We start from the raw sequence: 14,399 nt of genomic DNA on the forward strand, positions 1-14,399 counted from the left end.
AGTCTGTTGTTTTTATTTTCCTGTTTCCAGTCGTGCCTTCATATCGGCTGGTAGTTTTGCTACTTTATGTGCTTTGTAATCAAAGCATATCATACCGGTTTTAGCTTCTGCAATGGTAATCGTTTGTCCGTTACGGTTAGTGGTGATGCGATAAAACAATTCAAAGCCCAGGGCACTAAATTCACCCGCCGCAATGGCGATGTCAAATATATCTCCGTAAAATCCTTCGCCTTTGTATGCAATGGCTACATCTGCCATAATAAAACCATCGCCGGCCTCATGATCCAGTTCTTTATAGCCGAGGCTGTTGAGGAACTGTATCCTGGCTTCATGAATAATAGACAGGATGGCGTCATTGCCTACGTGGTTGCCATAGTTAATATCCCGTATCCTTACGGGAATTTGTACGCTGAACGGGAATGTTGCAGGTAAATCTATCTTGACTCTTGCCATATTTATTTTTTAGGGAGATGCTAAACGTTTGCTGTTTGTTTCAGGAAGGCCACAAATTTCTCAAAGGCGCGGGCCCGGTGACTATACTTGTTCTTTTCCGTGAGATCCATTTCTGCAAAGGCGCGTGTTTCACCTTCCGGAACAAAAATCGGATCATAGCCAAATCCCTTTTCCCCTTTCACAGCGGTGGTGATATGACCTTTACTCACTCCCTCAAACTGGTGTTCCTTACCATCCAGTATCAGGGAAATAACGGTGCGGAACTGCGCACTGCGGTCGCTTTGGCCTTCCAGTTCCCGTAATACTTTAGCGATGTTGTCGGCGGCCTCTTTCTGTTCCCCGGCGTAGCGGGCAGATAAAACGCCCGGCGCACCGTTGAGCGCCGCTATTTCCAGGCCGGTGTCTTCAGCGAAACAGTTTTCCCCGGTCATCCGGTGAATGGTGGCCGATTTTTCAGTAGCATTGGCTTCAAGCGTATCATGTGGCTCCGGAATGTCTATATCAATACCGGCTTCCAGCAGGGTAACGATCTCAAACTGGTTTCCCAGTAACGACCGGAACTCTTTTACTTTGTTTGGGTTATTGGTGGCGAATATCAATTTCATATGATTGGAAAAGAAGTTTAAATGCCTAATAATTGTTTTAACCCGGCCCATAGCCTGGCCTTCAGTACTTTATCGCTGCCTATCAGGGATAGTTCATCGGAAAACAACAAGGTGGTACCGTTTACAGTTACCAGCTGATAAGGTGGTATATCATTTAATCCAAGTTGTTCCGGTGCAATCCCAAATACAACGCTCCGTTCTATCTTCACTGCCGCCTGCCAGTCGGGAAATGTGAGGGAAGGGTAGTGGATTACGTTAATCAGTGATACATCCTGCATCCCCAGTTTACAGGCATTTAATATATTAGTAAGGAGGTTGAATAATTCTTCGTTTAAATACGCTTCGTTTTCGTTTTGTATGAAGAGCGCAATGTTTTTTTGATTTTCTCCTAAATATTTGACTTTGGGCGTCACTTTTTCTACGGCCTCAGCCGGCATGCTTTTCCCGGGAATGATTGGCTGGGTAAAGATTTTAGCCAGAAAGTACGGGTCAAGTTGGGTTTGCTCAAGCGACATGTTTATTATCGTTTAGTTTAATATGAAAACCCCCTCTGGGGAAAAATCAGTTTATTTGCACTGCCGGTTCCACCAGGGCTCCGGTGGCACAGCGATTAAAATGTAAAAATATTGAGATAAAATTGATTAACCATGATGGTAGATAAATCAACAGTTAAGGAAGAGGCACTTCAGAAGATTAAAGTCACCAAAACTACGCACAGCAGGCTCAGTGAGGTTGATTTCAACAACCTGGCATTTGGTAAAATGTACGCCGACCATATGCTGGTGGCCGATTTTGATGGTAAAGAATGGAAAAATGCGGAGATACTGCCCTTCCAGAACCTGTCTGTAAGTCCTTCCAATGCTGCCTGGCATTACGGGCAGGCCATTTTTGAAGGCATCAAAGCTTATAAAGATCCCGAAGGTCATCCCATGATCTTCAGGCCATATGATAACTATAAACGTTTTAATACCTCTGCAGAAAGAATGGGCATGCCCCAGGTACCCGAGTGGTTGTTTGTAGGCGGATTGGATTTACTGATAGACCTGGACCGCAACTGGGTACCCACCGGTGAAGGCTGTTCCCTTTACCTGCGTCCTTTTATGATTGCGGCAGATGAATTTATCGGCGTCCGCCCATCTGATACCTATAAGTTTGCTATCATCAACTCGCCTTCAGGTCCTTATTTTAATAAGCCCATCAAATTATTGGTGCAGGATAAATATGTACGCGCCTTCCCCGGCGGCGTTGGTTACGCCAAAGCTGCAGGCAATTATGGCGGTACCATGTACCCCACCATGCAGGCAAGGAAACAAGGCTACGACCAAATCCTCTGGGTGGATGGCTACGAACATAAATACCTGCAGGAATGCGGTACCATGAACGTTTTTGCCATTATCGGCAATACCGCTATCACACCCGACCTTACCCAGGGCACCATCCTGGAAGGCGTTACCCGCGCCAGCGTAATGGATGTGCTGGCAGATATGGGACTTAAAATTGAAGAAAGGCCTATCTCTATTGATGAGGTGGTAACTGCCTATAATAATGGCACCCTCCGCGAAGTATTTGGTACCGGCACGGCCTCCAGTGTGGCCTATGTGGAACAGCTTGATTACCTCGATACGAAGATCAAACTGGATACTACCAAATATGAAGTAGGGGCGGAAGTAATCCAGCGGCTCGATGATATCCGCACCGGCCGCACCACCGATATCCGGCATTGGAATTACATAATAGACAAGAAATAAGCGTTTTATATATTATTATAGAGATAAGAATAGGGCTGATAAAAAGGCCCTATTTTTTTATGGTAGTTTCTAACGGATATCATACCTTTGCAATCCGGTTTTTGGTAATCCTGAGCTGCTACCAGAATAATAAGACCTTTCCCTGTTTACCCAGGAGATCATTCCGGCAAAAATATTTTCGAAACAATTTTGTTATTCACACATATAGTTTTACCTTTGCCGTCCCAAAATCCCTTTGTGGGGAATTTGGATGTCATTGTAAACCGACATAAAAAAACTAGGTAAAGAATGCCTACTATACAACAATTAGTAAGAAAAGGAAGAGAAATTATCCGGGCTAAGTCTAAGTCCAGGGCATTAGATAGCTGCCCTCAGCGTCGTGGCGTTTGTACTCGTGTATACACTACCACGCCTAAGAAACCGAACTCCGCTCTGCGTAAAGTAGCGAAAGTGCGTTTAACCAACAAAGTTGAGGTGATTGCCTATATCCCTGGTGAAGGTCACAACTTGCAGGAGCACTCCATCGTACTGATCCGTGGTGGAAGGGTAAAAGATTTACCAGGTGTTCGTTACCACATCGTTCGCGGTTCCCTGGATACTGCAGGTGTGAAAGACAGAAAGCAGAGCCGTTCCAAATATGGTACTAAAAAGGAAAAGGCTAAAAAATAATAATTATAAATAGTCGTAATTTTCAATAAATGAGAAAGCAAGCTGCAAAGAAATTGCCTCTGGCTCCGGATCCTCGGTTCAATGACAAGCTGGTAACCCGCTTTGTTAATAACGTAATGGAACAAGGAAAAAAGAGCATTGCCTATAAAATTTTCTACGATGCTGTGGATAAGGTAAGCACGATGACCGGTGAAAACGGTTACGAGGTTTGGAGAAAAGCATTGGCCAACGTTACTCCGGGTGTAGAAGTTAGAAGCCGCCGTATCGGTGGTGCTACCTTCCAGATTCCTGCGGAAGTTCGTCCTGACAGAAAGATATCCCTGAGCATCAAATGGTTAGTACGCTTCGCCGGCGAAAGAAACGGTAAAAGCATGGCTGACAAGCTCGCGAATGAAATCGTAGCAGCAAGCAAAGGTGAAGGCGCAGCGTTCAAGAAGAAAGAAGATACTCACCGTATGGCAGAAGCGAACAAAGCTTTCTCTCACTTCAGAATCTAGTTATAGCCCTCACAGGCAACTCAATATATTTGGCAAACAGTTCCTTTTGGAGCTGTTTGCCTTTTTGTGTTGATAAAGGAAAGATAACCTCCGCTTCCATCTCCCTTAATCCAAAAAAATCCAAAAAGTAAAAATCAAATTAATCAGCGTAATCAGCGGGAAAGACAAAATCCGCGAAAGACAATTTAAGTGGCGAAGGCCACAAACAAAAAGGCGGGCATCCGCAGATGCCCGCCTTTCGCTATTTCGGAATCACTTATTTTACACTCACCAACACATTGATCTTGCCTTCTGCACCGCTGAACTCCTGCAGCGCCTTGCCAAGTACCTGACCCGGCTTTACTTTATCAATATCCGCCTTCATCGCATAACCAGCCCTGCTGGAAGTAACCAGCAGATCGCCACGGCGGATAGCACCATTTTCATTGCAAACTTTAGTAGGTATTACGCCTATCACACCCATTGGTACTTCTTCGTCTAAATTCGCATCAATATCCTTTTCAGTTAACAACAAACCTGGTTTAGTGGCAAATACCCCCGCTACCAGCGTAGAATAGGGTTCGGATGATTTTTCCACCATCCGGTCTGTATGAGTGGAGATCACCAGTACATCCCCGGTTTCATAGGCATTGCGTTCGCCTGATACTGCAAATGATTCCGCCACATCGGCGCCTGATGCCTGGGTACCTCCGTTAAAGAATCCCCTTCCTGCTTTATTAATACGGGCTACATTGACACTCGCACTCTGAAATACCGCAATGTTTCCGGATGGTCCGGTATGATTAACGAGCATATTATTGCCGGTACCCACATTGGTAATGTGTACCACCGGTTGGCTGTTGGCGGCATTAAAGTTGGCAAACCTGCCGGCTTTACCCGTTCCGAAGTTGGGTACAAAGCCGGAAATGGCATTCCCGCTTCCATCGCAGGAAGCCTCAACACCATCTCCATTGCCACCGGCATTGGCAGTTACACCATTCCCGCTGCCTTCTGAAAGCGCCAAAACAGCAGGCGCATTTCCCGCAGGGTTTGAGGCATAAAACAACCCCGCAAATCCGCCGGTACCAGAGGCTAATCCATAAACGCCTGCGGTACCAAAATTAGAAAATATGGAGTTTACTTCTCCTTTAACAGCCGGAGAAGTACCTGTTGTCCGGTCTACCTTGAAGTTACCTGCAATACCGTTACCCACCGTTTGAACGGTAATAACATCACTGGTATTATCTTCATTAAAGATATTAAACCTGCCCGCCCTGCCGGTAGCAAAAGTGGGTACCCAGGCATACAGGGCGTTACCGGCGCCATCTATATTTGTTTCCACACCATTACCGTCTTTACCGGCATTGGCGGTAATGGCATTACCATTACCATCTGTTAAAGCTATCAGCGATGCACCATTACCCGCGGGGTTAGAAGCGTAGAACAAGCCGGCACGTCCACCGGTGCCGGAGGAAACTCCAAATACCCCGGCTGCGCCGAAGTTGCCAAAAATAGTATTTACCTCAGCCCGTACAGCAGCCCCCACACTGTTGGTGTTATCCACCAGGAAGGAAGCAGCATTACCCTGCGTATTATCCGGTATATTACCATTACCATTGGTTTCCACTTCGAGGATATTTCCGGTAGTATTGGTGGCATTGAAGTTTTCAAAACGTCCGGCCCTTCCGGTACTGTTATTCAATCCCACCTGGCCCAATACACCTATGCCGGTACCACTTGTATTGGTAGCTATAAATCCTCTTACACCATAGCCACCGCCATCGTTCCGGCCTACCACTGAGCCGGCAATATCGCTGGTAGTACGTCCTACCACTGCTTCGCCTCCGCCATTGTTATCACCTACCACACCGGCAGACGTTTGAGCACTGGTGATACCGTGAATCGCAAATCCGGCGCCGGTGCTGCTTCGTACCCCGGCTCCATTGCCGCTTGAAGTAACATTTACCACCGTACCATTTCCCACAGTACTGGCAACCAGTGCATTGTTGTTATTAGCGTTGTTAAAAATTGAAATGCTCGCCGGAATGCCATTATTACTGGTAGCAGTTAGCCCCGTACCGGTATTGCTGTTGGCATATACGCCGGTTCCGTTGGCAGAGGCATTACCATATACGCCAAGCCCGTTTGGTGTAACACCATACACGCCCCAACCGGATCCGTTCTGCGATCCCCAAACTCCAACCCCTAAACCACCGGTACCATTATTGATACCTCGCACACCGCTGGAAAATCCACCTGGGGAAGCAGAGGAAACAATGCCCCTGACAGCCGCAATGCTGCTGGTCGTGGTATTGTTAACCCCTTCCAGCGATGTGCCGTCACCGTCATTGGTAATGCTGAAAAGTGTGGCCGCATTATTTTCTGTAGCCACAAAAGGCAGTGTAAGACCTCCTCCCGGAGGCGCAGCTGCCATCCATTGTGCTCCATCAAACTTAAGGATTTGACCTGCTGCCGGCGCTATATTGCTCACTGGTTTACCCTGTAAGGCTTGTACAACCGGATTGGGATAAGTGCCGGAAAGATCTCCGCCGGCAGGGCCGTTAGGAGGCAAGGTGGTAGGGATCACACCCGGCGCAATTTTCGCCAGCGTCACCTTTCCATTCCCGATAAGTGGATTGGGATAGGTACCTGAAAGATCACCACCTGCAGCTACGCCGTTAATATCACCGGCTGGACCCTGCGGACCCACAGGACCTGCAGGGCCTATCGGGCCAACTGGTCCAGGTGCGCCGGGTATGCCCTGAATACCTTGCGGACCAGCTACACCAGGATCACCTTGCGGTCCGACCGGACCAGCAGGTCCAATCGGCCCAACCGGACCGGCCACGCCCGGATCACCTTTCGCTCCCTGTGGTCCGGCAGCACCGGCTGGTCCAACAGGTCCAATCGGACCAACTGGTCCGGCCACACCCGGATCACCTTTCGCTCCCTGTGGTCCGGTAGCCCCGGCTGGTCCTATTGGGCCCACCGGACCCGCTACACCCGGATCACCTTTAGCGCCGGCAGGTCCCACTGGACCCACTGGTCCTATCGGTCCTACGGGGCCAGCTGCGCCAGGATCGCCCTTAGGCCCGGCCGGTCCTGTTGCCCCGGCTGGTCCGGCCGGGCCAGGTGTGCCATTGGCTGCAAATAACGCATACGGTACGCTCATTAACTGGGAAGTGCCCAGTTCACTGAAGTTGCCGCCGTTTATAGATACTTCTACTTTTAAATATTGATTGGCATTCGCCCAGGGAACACCGCTGTACGTGCCTGTTAAGGGAGTTCCTTTACCTATCTGCAAAGTGAACAATCCCACTGTATTGGTGGTGGTGCTATGCGTTTCCTGGTATTGTACAGGTCCTGCTGCAGAACCTCCCAAAATAGAAAAACGCACCGTTAAGGATTGGTTGCTGAGTACTGTACCATTTGTATTGCGGGCTATCGCCTGGTAGTTGGTGCCGGTTAATCCGCTTTGTGCCCGTACAATATGAAATGATACCATCAACAGCAGGAAGATCAGGTAACATATCTTTTTCATAATAATCATTTTTGTATTGGTTTACGATGCGCTTAATTCTTTTTAGGTGTAGATGATGCCCCGCCGTCCTGGTTAGGTATGGGAACAATTTGTTTACCAGCCTGGTTATCCGGTCGCGGTACAGCAGCGCTGTCAGACGGCAGCGGCCTGGTTGAGGTTTTAGACGTACGTAACTGGGCCGTGGATTTATTGGCCTGCGGCTGGTAGTTGGTAAAAAGGCGGGCTTTCGTGCCTTTTGAGGCTGCCCCACGGTCGGCTGCCGGGAAAGAAGATCTTTGGTTCAGATCAGCGAGGTCTTTCTGAAAAGTAGGAAATAACGCGTCTCTTACCTTTCCGGTAGTGCCGCCGGTATTTTCCTGTTTAACAGATGCCTGTGCCAGAACGCAGGGAGTAAATCCCGCAAACAAAAGAAATGCAAGTATGATCAGTGATTTCATATTATTGGGTGTTATAAATTCGCTTTTCATGTTGGATATTTTAGTAGATGAATTACGGTTGTTGAATGGCTTCATCCCGCGTTCCGCCAATGTTATAAACCAGCGAGAACTTCAGGGTCCTTTTCTGAATCAGGCTTTCTCCGGTAGGAAGCTGATAGGCGATATCCAGCGCAAGATTTGATACGCGTACGCCCAGCCCCGCAGAAAAATGCTGCCGGTAGCCTTTATTCGGATGTTCGTAGAAATACCCTGCACGTACAAAAAATGCCTGCCGGTAAGCATATTCAATACCGGAGCCAATGGTGAATTCCCTTAATTCCTCATGGAAGCCGCCGGGGGCATCGCCGAAGGAAGAGAACATAGCGTCTACTATGCCCCGGTCAGGATCTTTTCCTTTCAGGATCTGGCTGGTTTCCATTCCGTTGGAATCGAGGGCATACAGCGGAGGCGTAGGTACCATTAGTTTGTTGATGTCTACCGAAAGGGTAAATTCGTGTTCGTGGGTATGCACAAACGTATAGCCGCCACCGATACGGAGGTTCATCGGCAGAAAACTTTTCCGGTTGTTATCGTCTGAGTATTGCAGCTTTGTTCCGATGTTGGTAATACTTACGCCAAAGCAGTAGCGGTTACCGAAATCCAGTTTATCCACACTGTTCTGGTAATAATAGGCGATGTCGCCGGCCACTGCTGATGCGGGTTTCTGCTGAATATTATTGTAGGAACCTTGTCCCAGCTGGCTGCGTACATACCGGATGCTGAGTGCCAGCGATGTATGGTTTCCCAGCTTCCTGGCATAGGCGCCATCTATCGCAAATTCTTTGGGATTATAGTCCTGGAGTACCGTGCCGTTATCATCCCGGAACGTAACGGAGCCATAGTTGAAGTACTTCATGGAAAGTCCTACGCCTTCCGATCCGTTCCATGTTTTATAGCCGGATACATAAGCCATATTTGACTTATTATTATTCAGTTCCCACATCCAGGGGGAGTAGTTGGCGCTCACGCCCCAGTCGCCCGCAAACACTATTTTTGCAGCGTTTGAAAACAGGGAGTTGGCGTCGGGCGATAAGCCGATAGCTGCATCCCCGGTGCCGCTGCTCCTGGCGTCGGGGTTTACCAGCAGGAAGCTGGCACCGATATTCGGAGGCTTCTGGGTTGCTTTTTGTGCCGACAGCCGCATACTGGTTGTCAGTATACCTGCAAGAAGTACAATTGTATAACCGTATTTCATGGTGTCATCTGTTAAAGGGTGATTGTGTAGTGTTATTGCACAATGAGTTTCTCGAAGAATACATTCCCGCTTACGTTCAGCATCACGGTGTAAATACCTGCGGCAAAATGGTTCACAGGCAATACCACCGTGCTTTTACCCGGACCCATTTCCAGGAATTGGTGATGTATCACCTGACCAGCGGGGTTAATCAGTTCGATCGTTACACTGACTTTCGACAGCAGGTCAAATACAATCCTGGTATTGGTAATAGCAGGATTGGGGAACAGTATGTAGCTCTTTACCGGGTTTACGCCGGGTGTCAGCTTTGAAAAATCTTCGGGTTGCTGGAATCCCTGCGTGAGTAACACCCTGCCATCTGTAACAGGTAAAATAATGGGCTCTCCTACGGTATACTGGAACTGGATGTTCTGGATTACGGCAGAACCACCTGTGACGGCAACTACCTGTCGTTTAAGCGCTACCTGGGCGGAGGACGAAATACAGGCACACATCAGCAGCAACAGTGCTGGAGTGCATCTGAGTACAATTGTTCTCATATTATGTATGGTTATAAGTAAATAAGTGTTCGGGAACCGCTACAGCGCCGGGACAGGAAGGGGTACAATAGTAAATAAGGTATCAGCCTGTTATACAAGCGCGTTGAGTAACTTTTATTTCATGTTGTTTTTCATTTTTAGGGAAATCGATTTCAGTTCTACTTTTGGACTATTTCACTAGCATTCTTCTTCAGTGGGTATATCCTTTTTATAACTTACTACGAATATGACAGAATTATGGCACCCGGAAAATACTAATTTAATGTTTGGTTGAATTTCATATACAAGTGGTCGCTACCATCTAAAAACTGGTTTTCGGGGAACTATTTATCGTTATTAAATTTAATGTGAATAACGCCCGCGCTTGTTAAAAAGAAATAACAATTTGGAAAAGAAGGTCATTTTATTTATTGTCAAAAATAAGTTACCTTTGCCCCCCAAATTGCATTATTTAGTCACTTTAATATTATGGCAGACTTAAAATTTCAAAGGAACTTTGGTATTGCGGCGCACATCGATGCGGGTAAAACCACTACCACAGAACGTATCCTGTATTATACAGGTAAATCCCACAAAATTGGAGAAGTGCACGAGGGTGCTGCTACAATGGACTGGATGGCACAGGAGCAGGAGAGAGGTATTACCATCACATCTGCGGCAACCACTTGTTTCTGGAATTTTCCAACCTTACAAGGTAAAGCCTTACCTGATACCAAACAATATAAATTCAATATCATCGATACCCCGGGTCACGTGGACTTTACCGTAGAGGTAGAACGTTCCCTCCGTGTACTGGATGGTCTGGTGGCATTGTTCTGCGCTGTATCCGGTGTTGAACCTCAGTCTGAAACCGTTTGGCGCCAGGCTAACCGCTACCGTGTACCGCGTATCGGTTTCGTTAATAAAATGGACCGTTCCGGCGCAGATTTCCTGAACGTGGTTAAACAGGTTAAAGAAATGCTGGGTGCTAACCCTGTACCTTTAACATTACCAATCGGAGCTGAAGACAGCTTCAAAGGTGTGGTAGATCTGATTACCATGAAAGGTATTATCTGGGACGAAGAAGGTAAAGGTGCTACTTACCAGGAAATTCCTATTCCGGAAGACATGGTAGCTGAAGCAGAAGAGTGGAGAGCTAAACTCGTGGAAGCAGTTGCTGAATACGATGACAAACTGATGGAGAAATTCTTCGAAGATCCGAATTCAATTTCTGAAGACGAGATCCACGAAGCTATCCGTAAAGCTACGATCGATATCGCTATCATCCCGATGATGTGCGGTTCCTCTTTCAAAAACAAAGGCGTTCAGAAAATGCTGGATGCGGTTTGCCGTTACCTGCCTTCTCCAATGGACGTTGAAGCGGTTAAAGGTACCAACCCTGACACCGGTGAAGAAGTTGAACGTAAACCAGATGCTAAAGCTCCGCTGTCTGCACTGGCTTTCAAAATCGCAACCGATCCTTTCGTAGGTCGTCTGGCGTTCTTCCGGGTTTATTCCGGTCACCTGGATGCGGGTTCTTATGTACTCAATACCCGTACCGGCAAAAACGAACGTATCAGCCGTATCATGCAGATGCACGCTAACAAGCAGAACCCGATCGATTTCATCGAAGCTGGTGATATCGGTGCTGCTGTTGGTTTTAAAGATATCAAAACCGGTGATACCCTGTGTGATGAAAAATCACCGATTATCCTGGAATCAATGACTTTCCCTGAACCGGTTATCCACATCGCTATCGAGCCTAAAACTCAGGCAGACGTTGATAAAATGGGTCTGGCTATCTCCAAACTGGTAGAAGAAGATCCTACCTTGAGAGCTAAAACTGACGAAGAAACCGGTCAGACTATCCTCTCTGGTATGGGTGAGCTTCACCTCGAAATCATCGTTGACCGTATGCGTCGCGAATTCAAGGTAGAAGTTAACCAGGGTGCGCCGCAAGTTGCTTACAAAGAAGCACTGACTACCAAAGTTGAACACCGTGAGGTATTCAAGAAACAAACCGGTGGTCGTGGTAAGTTCGCGGATATCCAGATCGAAATCGGACCTGCAGACGCAGAATGGCTGAAAGAAAACGAAGGTAAATCCTTCCAGTTCATCAATGATATCTTTGGTGGTTCCATCCCTAAAGAATTCATCCCTGCAGTTCAGAAAGGTTTCGAACAATCCCTCAACCAGGGTGTACTCGCTAACTTCCCGCTGGTGAACCTCAGAGTTCGTCTGTTCGACGGATCTTACCACCAGGTGGATTCTGATGCGATGTCATTTGAATTGTGCGCTAAATCCGCTTTCCGCGAAGCTGCCCGCAAAGCTAAACCAGTATTGCTGGAGCCAATCATGAAAGTAGAAGTACTTACCCCGGATCAATACATGGGTGATGTTACAGGTGATCTGAACCGTCGTCGTGGTATGCTGGAAGGTATGGACTCCAAAAATGGTGTTCAGGTAATCAAAGCTAAAGTGCCACTGAGCGAAATGTTCGGTTACGTAACTCAGCTGCGTTCCCTGTCTTCCGGCCGTGCAAGCTCTATCATGGAATTCTCCCACTATGCTCCTGCTCCGAATAACGTAGCGGAAGAAGTGGTAGCTAAAGTGAAAGGCAAAGTAAACGCTTAATCATAGTTTCTTTTATACCGGAAAGGTTGTTCTGCCAAAGCGGAACAACCTTTCTGCTTTTATAGCACTAACTGACATGAACATGCTATTGCCATGACAAGAATATTCGATATTTTACAATAACAATAACCTACAACTGCAATTTACTTTTTGCTAACTGCCAAGGGTCCTGTTTTACAGGACCTTTTTTATTATTTAAACCCCGGTGATAGGGGGAGGTTTCTCTTTCGACGTCATAGGTATAGCATATAAACCATCTCAACCGGTATTATTTACTGATAGCCTTTGAATTATGTCATTAGAGTTATTACAAGCACCTCCTACAACTGTGGTACATACATCGGGGGAAATGGTTACGTTAACTCCCGGTCTGGACTTGATTCTGCCCTGCTGGAACCCGTCGGGCCCCTGGGTGGAATCACTTATCAGGCATTACCACGAAATAACAACCCTGATGGGAACCGCACCCGTTCAGCTCATCCTGGTGAACGACGGCTCTGTAAAAAACTTTACCCGGCAGCATATCAGCTGGCTGGAGGCAGCTATCCCGGACATCATTATCGTCAGCTATTCCCGTAACCGCGGTAAAGGATACGCTGTGAGGGAAGGCGTGAAGCGCTCACAACACACTTTCCAGGTGTATACGGACCTCGATTTCCCCTTTGGCGTATCGGCGGTAAAAGAAGCCTACGATCGTCTAATGCAGGGCCTGGATGTGGTAGCCGGGGAAAGGGGAGAAGCCTACCTCCGTGAGTTACCCCGCAAACGCCGTATAATTACCCGCATCAGCCGCCTGTTGAACCGGGTAGTGCTGGACCTCAAAGTAGAAGACGCACAGGCCGGTTTAAAGGGCTTTAATGCCTATGGAAAGAATATCCTGCTCTCCACCCGCATAAATGGCTTTCTGTACGACAGCGAATTTTTATACCACGCAGGCAAACGTTCCCATCTCAAAATTGGCGCAGTCGCAGTATCTTGCCGGCCAGGCATCCAGTTTTCATCTTTCAGGGTGAAACTTTTAATGAAAGAAATGATGAATTATTGCAGGATTGTTTTCGGCTCATCGGCTGCTTAAATTTTTATGGAACAAAGAAACAGGATACTGATTAGTGTGGACGTGGAGGAATTTGATATCCCCGAAGAATTCGGCCAGCAGGTAACCCTCCAGGAGAAACTGGAAGTTTCCAGGAGCGGGTTGCAGGCCACACTGGCTTTATTTGACAAATACAATGTACGCGCTACGTTTTTCGTTACCGCTTATTGGGCACAACATTATCCTGAACTGATCAGGCAAATGGCCGTAAAGCATGAAATAGCCTCTCATGCCTATTATCATAGCTCTTTTACAGAAGCGGACCTGGAAAGTTCCCGCCTGGCTCTGCAGGAAATCAGCAGTCAGCCGGTACAGGGGTTTCGCATGCCGCGCCTCCGTAAAGTAAATATGCAGGCGCTGAAAGCCGCCGGCTACCTGTATGATGCCTCGGTAAACCCCACCTGGCTTCCCGGAAGATACAATAACCGGCATCTGCCGAGAACCGTGTTCAAAGACCAGGATACCTGGATCATTCCATCTTCCGTATCTCCTTTTCTCAGGTATCCCCTGTTCTGGCTGAGCGTAAAAAATATGCCCCTGTGGGTAACCCGGCATTTCAGTAAAAGAATTTTGAAGAAGGACTCCTACCTTTCTTTTTACTTCCATCCCTGGGAGTTGAGCGACATCAATGCGTATGAATTACCTGGCTATATCAGGCGTGTATCCGGGAAAAGAATGCAGCAAAAGATGGATTTATTCCTTGATTTCCTGCAACAAAACGGAACTTTCTGCACACACGCCGATCTGCTGAAAGGCATGTCCTGACTGGCTACGGCTGGATGATCTCCCTTTTCTTTTCTATTGATTCAGGTTTTTATACAACAACATTTAAGTTCTGGATGTTATAGTAATAATGAATCGAATAAGTATAATATCTGAAGGGATCTGATAAGGTGTTTTTTTAGATTTTTTTTGAAAGATGCGCACATATTAGACTCATTTTCAGTAGTTTTGTGATACAATACGTATTGTTAACTGTGATGATGTTTGT

General features: G+C 47.2%; 13 protein-coding genes. 6 read left to right on the forward strand and 7 right to left on the reverse strand.

All coding sequences use genetic code 11. The features are described 5' to 3' along the window. Nucleotides 1-12 precede the first annotated feature (12 nt). Genes QFZ48_RS15250 through QFZ48_RS15260 form a run of 3 tightly spaced genes read right to left on the reverse strand, consistent with a single transcriptional unit; the run spans nucleotide 13 to nucleotide 1,573 of the window. Nucleotides 13-453 (reverse strand): acyl-CoA thioesterase, encoded by a 441-nt coding sequence (locus QFZ48_RS15250; protein WP_370912486.1) that lies wholly within the window; start codon nucleotides 451-453, stop codon nucleotides 13-15. Nucleotides 454-473: 20 nt separating this feature from the next. Then, complete coding sequence (gene rdgB, locus QFZ48_RS15255) at nucleotides 474-1,058, reverse strand: RdgB/HAM1 family non-canonical purine NTP pyrophosphatase (RefSeq protein ID WP_429062900.1); 585 nt, start codon at nucleotides 1,056-1,058, stop codon at nucleotides 474-476. Between the two features lie 17 nt (nucleotides 1,059-1,075). After that, nucleotides 1,076-1,573 carry a hypothetical protein gene (locus tag QFZ48_RS15260; protein ID WP_370912484.1) on the reverse strand — a complete coding sequence of 166 codons (498 nt, stop codon included), beginning with the start codon at nucleotides 1,571-1,573 and terminating at the stop codon, nucleotides 1,076-1,078. Between the two features lie 132 nt (nucleotides 1,574-1,705). Between QFZ48_RS15260 and QFZ48_RS15265 the strand changes: the two genes are divergently transcribed. The 3 genes from QFZ48_RS15265 to rpsG all read left to right on the forward strand — a co-directional run bounded on the left by QFZ48_RS15265 (nucleotide 1,706) and on the right by rpsG (nucleotide 3,972). Continuing rightward, the gene (locus tag QFZ48_RS15265; RefSeq protein WP_370912483.1) at nucleotides 1,706-2,806 is read left to right on the forward strand and encodes a branched-chain amino acid aminotransferase; all 1,101 of its coding nucleotides are present in this window, start codon (nucleotides 1,706-1,708) and stop codon (nucleotides 2,804-2,806) included. Nucleotides 2,807-3,094: 288 nt separating this feature from the next. After that, entirely contained in the window at nucleotides 3,095-3,475 is a 381-nt protein-coding gene (gene rpsL / locus QFZ48_RS15270) for a 30S ribosomal protein S12 (RefSeq protein WP_012789278.1), read from the forward strand. A gap of 29 nt (nucleotides 3,476-3,504) precedes the next feature. Further along, on the forward strand, nucleotides 3,505-3,972 hold the full coding sequence (rpsG, locus tag QFZ48_RS15275; RefSeq protein WP_079470783.1) for a 30S ribosomal protein S7: 468 nt from the start codon (nucleotides 3,505-3,507) through the stop codon (nucleotides 3,970-3,972). 256 nt (nucleotides 3,973-4,228) lie between these two features. Here the strand turns inward: rpsG and QFZ48_RS15280 are convergent, their stop codons facing one another. From QFZ48_RS15280 to QFZ48_RS15295, 4 genes are read right to left on the reverse strand one after another with little or no spacing between them, the layout of a single operon-like run. Continuing rightward, entirely contained in the window at nucleotides 4,229-7,492 is a 3,264-nt protein-coding gene (locus tag QFZ48_RS15280) for a hypothetical protein (RefSeq protein ID WP_429051264.1), read from the reverse strand. A gap of 32 nt (nucleotides 7,493-7,524) precedes the next feature. Further along, nucleotides 7,525-7,959, reverse strand: a complete 435-nt coding sequence (locus tag QFZ48_RS15285; protein ID WP_429062902.1) for a hypothetical protein — start codon at nucleotides 7,957-7,959, stop codon at nucleotides 7,525-7,527. 22 nt (nucleotides 7,960-7,981) lie between these two features. Then, a complete protein-coding gene (porV, locus tag QFZ48_RS15290) occupies nucleotides 7,982-9,163 on the reverse strand; it encodes a type IX secretion system outer membrane channel protein PorV (RefSeq protein ID WP_429051261.1) in 1,182 nt (393 codons plus the stop codon). 32 nt (nucleotides 9,164-9,195) lie between these two features. Next, nucleotides 9,196-9,702, reverse strand: a complete 507-nt coding sequence (locus tag QFZ48_RS15295) for a T9SS type A sorting domain-containing protein (RefSeq protein WP_429051259.1) — start codon at nucleotides 9,700-9,702, stop codon at nucleotides 9,196-9,198. A gap of 468 nt (nucleotides 9,703-10,170) precedes the next feature. Between QFZ48_RS15295 and fusA the strand changes: the two genes are divergently transcribed. The 3 genes from fusA (at nucleotide 10,171) to QFZ48_RS15310 (ending at nucleotide 14,173) form a co-directional block, all read left to right on the forward strand. After that, nucleotides 10,171-12,315, forward strand: coding sequence for an elongation factor G (fusA, locus tag QFZ48_RS15300; protein ID WP_370912478.1), 2,145 nt, complete (start codon nucleotides 10,171-10,173; stop codon nucleotides 12,313-12,315). Between the two features lie 349 nt (nucleotides 12,316-12,664). Then, a complete protein-coding gene (locus QFZ48_RS15305) occupies nucleotides 12,665-13,390 on the forward strand; it encodes a glycosyltransferase (protein ID WP_429062904.1) in 726 nt (241 codons plus the stop codon). 6 nt (nucleotides 13,391-13,396) lie between these two features. Then, complete coding sequence (locus QFZ48_RS15310) at nucleotides 13,397-14,173, forward strand: polysaccharide deacetylase family protein (RefSeq protein WP_429062906.1); 777 nt, start codon at nucleotides 13,397-13,399, stop codon at nucleotides 14,171-14,173. Nucleotides 14,174-14,399 lie beyond the last annotated feature (226 nt).

The organism is Chitinophaga sp. W2I13 (genome assembly GCF_050434005.1).
In the GTDB taxonomy this organism is placed as follows: domain Bacteria; phylum Bacteroidota; class Bacteroidia; order Chitinophagales; family Chitinophagaceae; genus Chitinophaga.

Bases quoted from the DNA above. Each gene is read 5' to 3' on its own strand.
- QFZ48_RS15305 (WP_429062904.1), top strand. From the start codon at position 12,665: ATGGTTACGTTAACTCCCGGTCTGGACTTGATTCTGCCCTGCTGGAAC.
- QFZ48_RS15285 (WP_429062902.1), bottom strand. From the start codon at position 7,959: ATGAAAAGCGAATTTATAACACCCAATAATATGAAATCACTGATCATA.
- QFZ48_RS15265 (WP_370912483.1), top strand. From the start codon at position 1,706: ATGATGGTAGATAAATCAACAGTTAAGGAAGAGGCACTTCAGAAGATT.
- QFZ48_RS15280 (WP_429051264.1), bottom strand. From the start codon at position 7,492: ATGAAAAAGATATGTTACCTGATCTTCCTGCTGTTGATGGTATCATTT.
- fusA (WP_370912478.1), top strand. From the start codon at position 10,171: ATGGCAGACTTAAAATTTCAAAGGAACTTTGGTATTGCGGCGCACATC.
- QFZ48_RS15250 (WP_370912486.1), bottom strand. From the start codon at position 453: ATGGCAAGAGTCAAGATAGATTTACCTGCAACATTCCCGTTCAGCGTA.
- rpsL (WP_012789278.1), top strand. From the start codon at position 3,095: ATGCCTACTATACAACAATTAGTAAGAAAAGGAAGAGAAATTATCCGG.
- QFZ48_RS15295 (WP_429051259.1), bottom strand. From the start codon at position 9,702: ATGAGAACAATTGTACTCAGATGCACTCCAGCACTGTTGCTGCTGATG.
- porV (WP_429051261.1), bottom strand. From the start codon at position 9,163: ATGAAATACGGTTATACAATTGTACTTCTTGCAGGTATACTGACAACC.
- rdgB (WP_429062900.1), bottom strand. From the start codon at position 1,058: ATGAAATTGATATTCGCCACCAATAACCCAAACAAAGTAAAAGAGTTC.
- QFZ48_RS15310 (WP_429062906.1), top strand. From the start codon at position 13,397: ATGGAACAAAGAAACAGGATACTGATTAGTGTGGACGTGGAGGAATTT.
- QFZ48_RS15260 (WP_370912484.1), bottom strand. From the start codon at position 1,573: ATGTCGCTTGAGCAAACCCAACTTGACCCGTACTTTCTGGCTAAAATC.
- rpsG (WP_079470783.1), top strand. From the start codon at position 3,505: ATGAGAAAGCAAGCTGCAAAGAAATTGCCTCTGGCTCCGGATCCTCGG.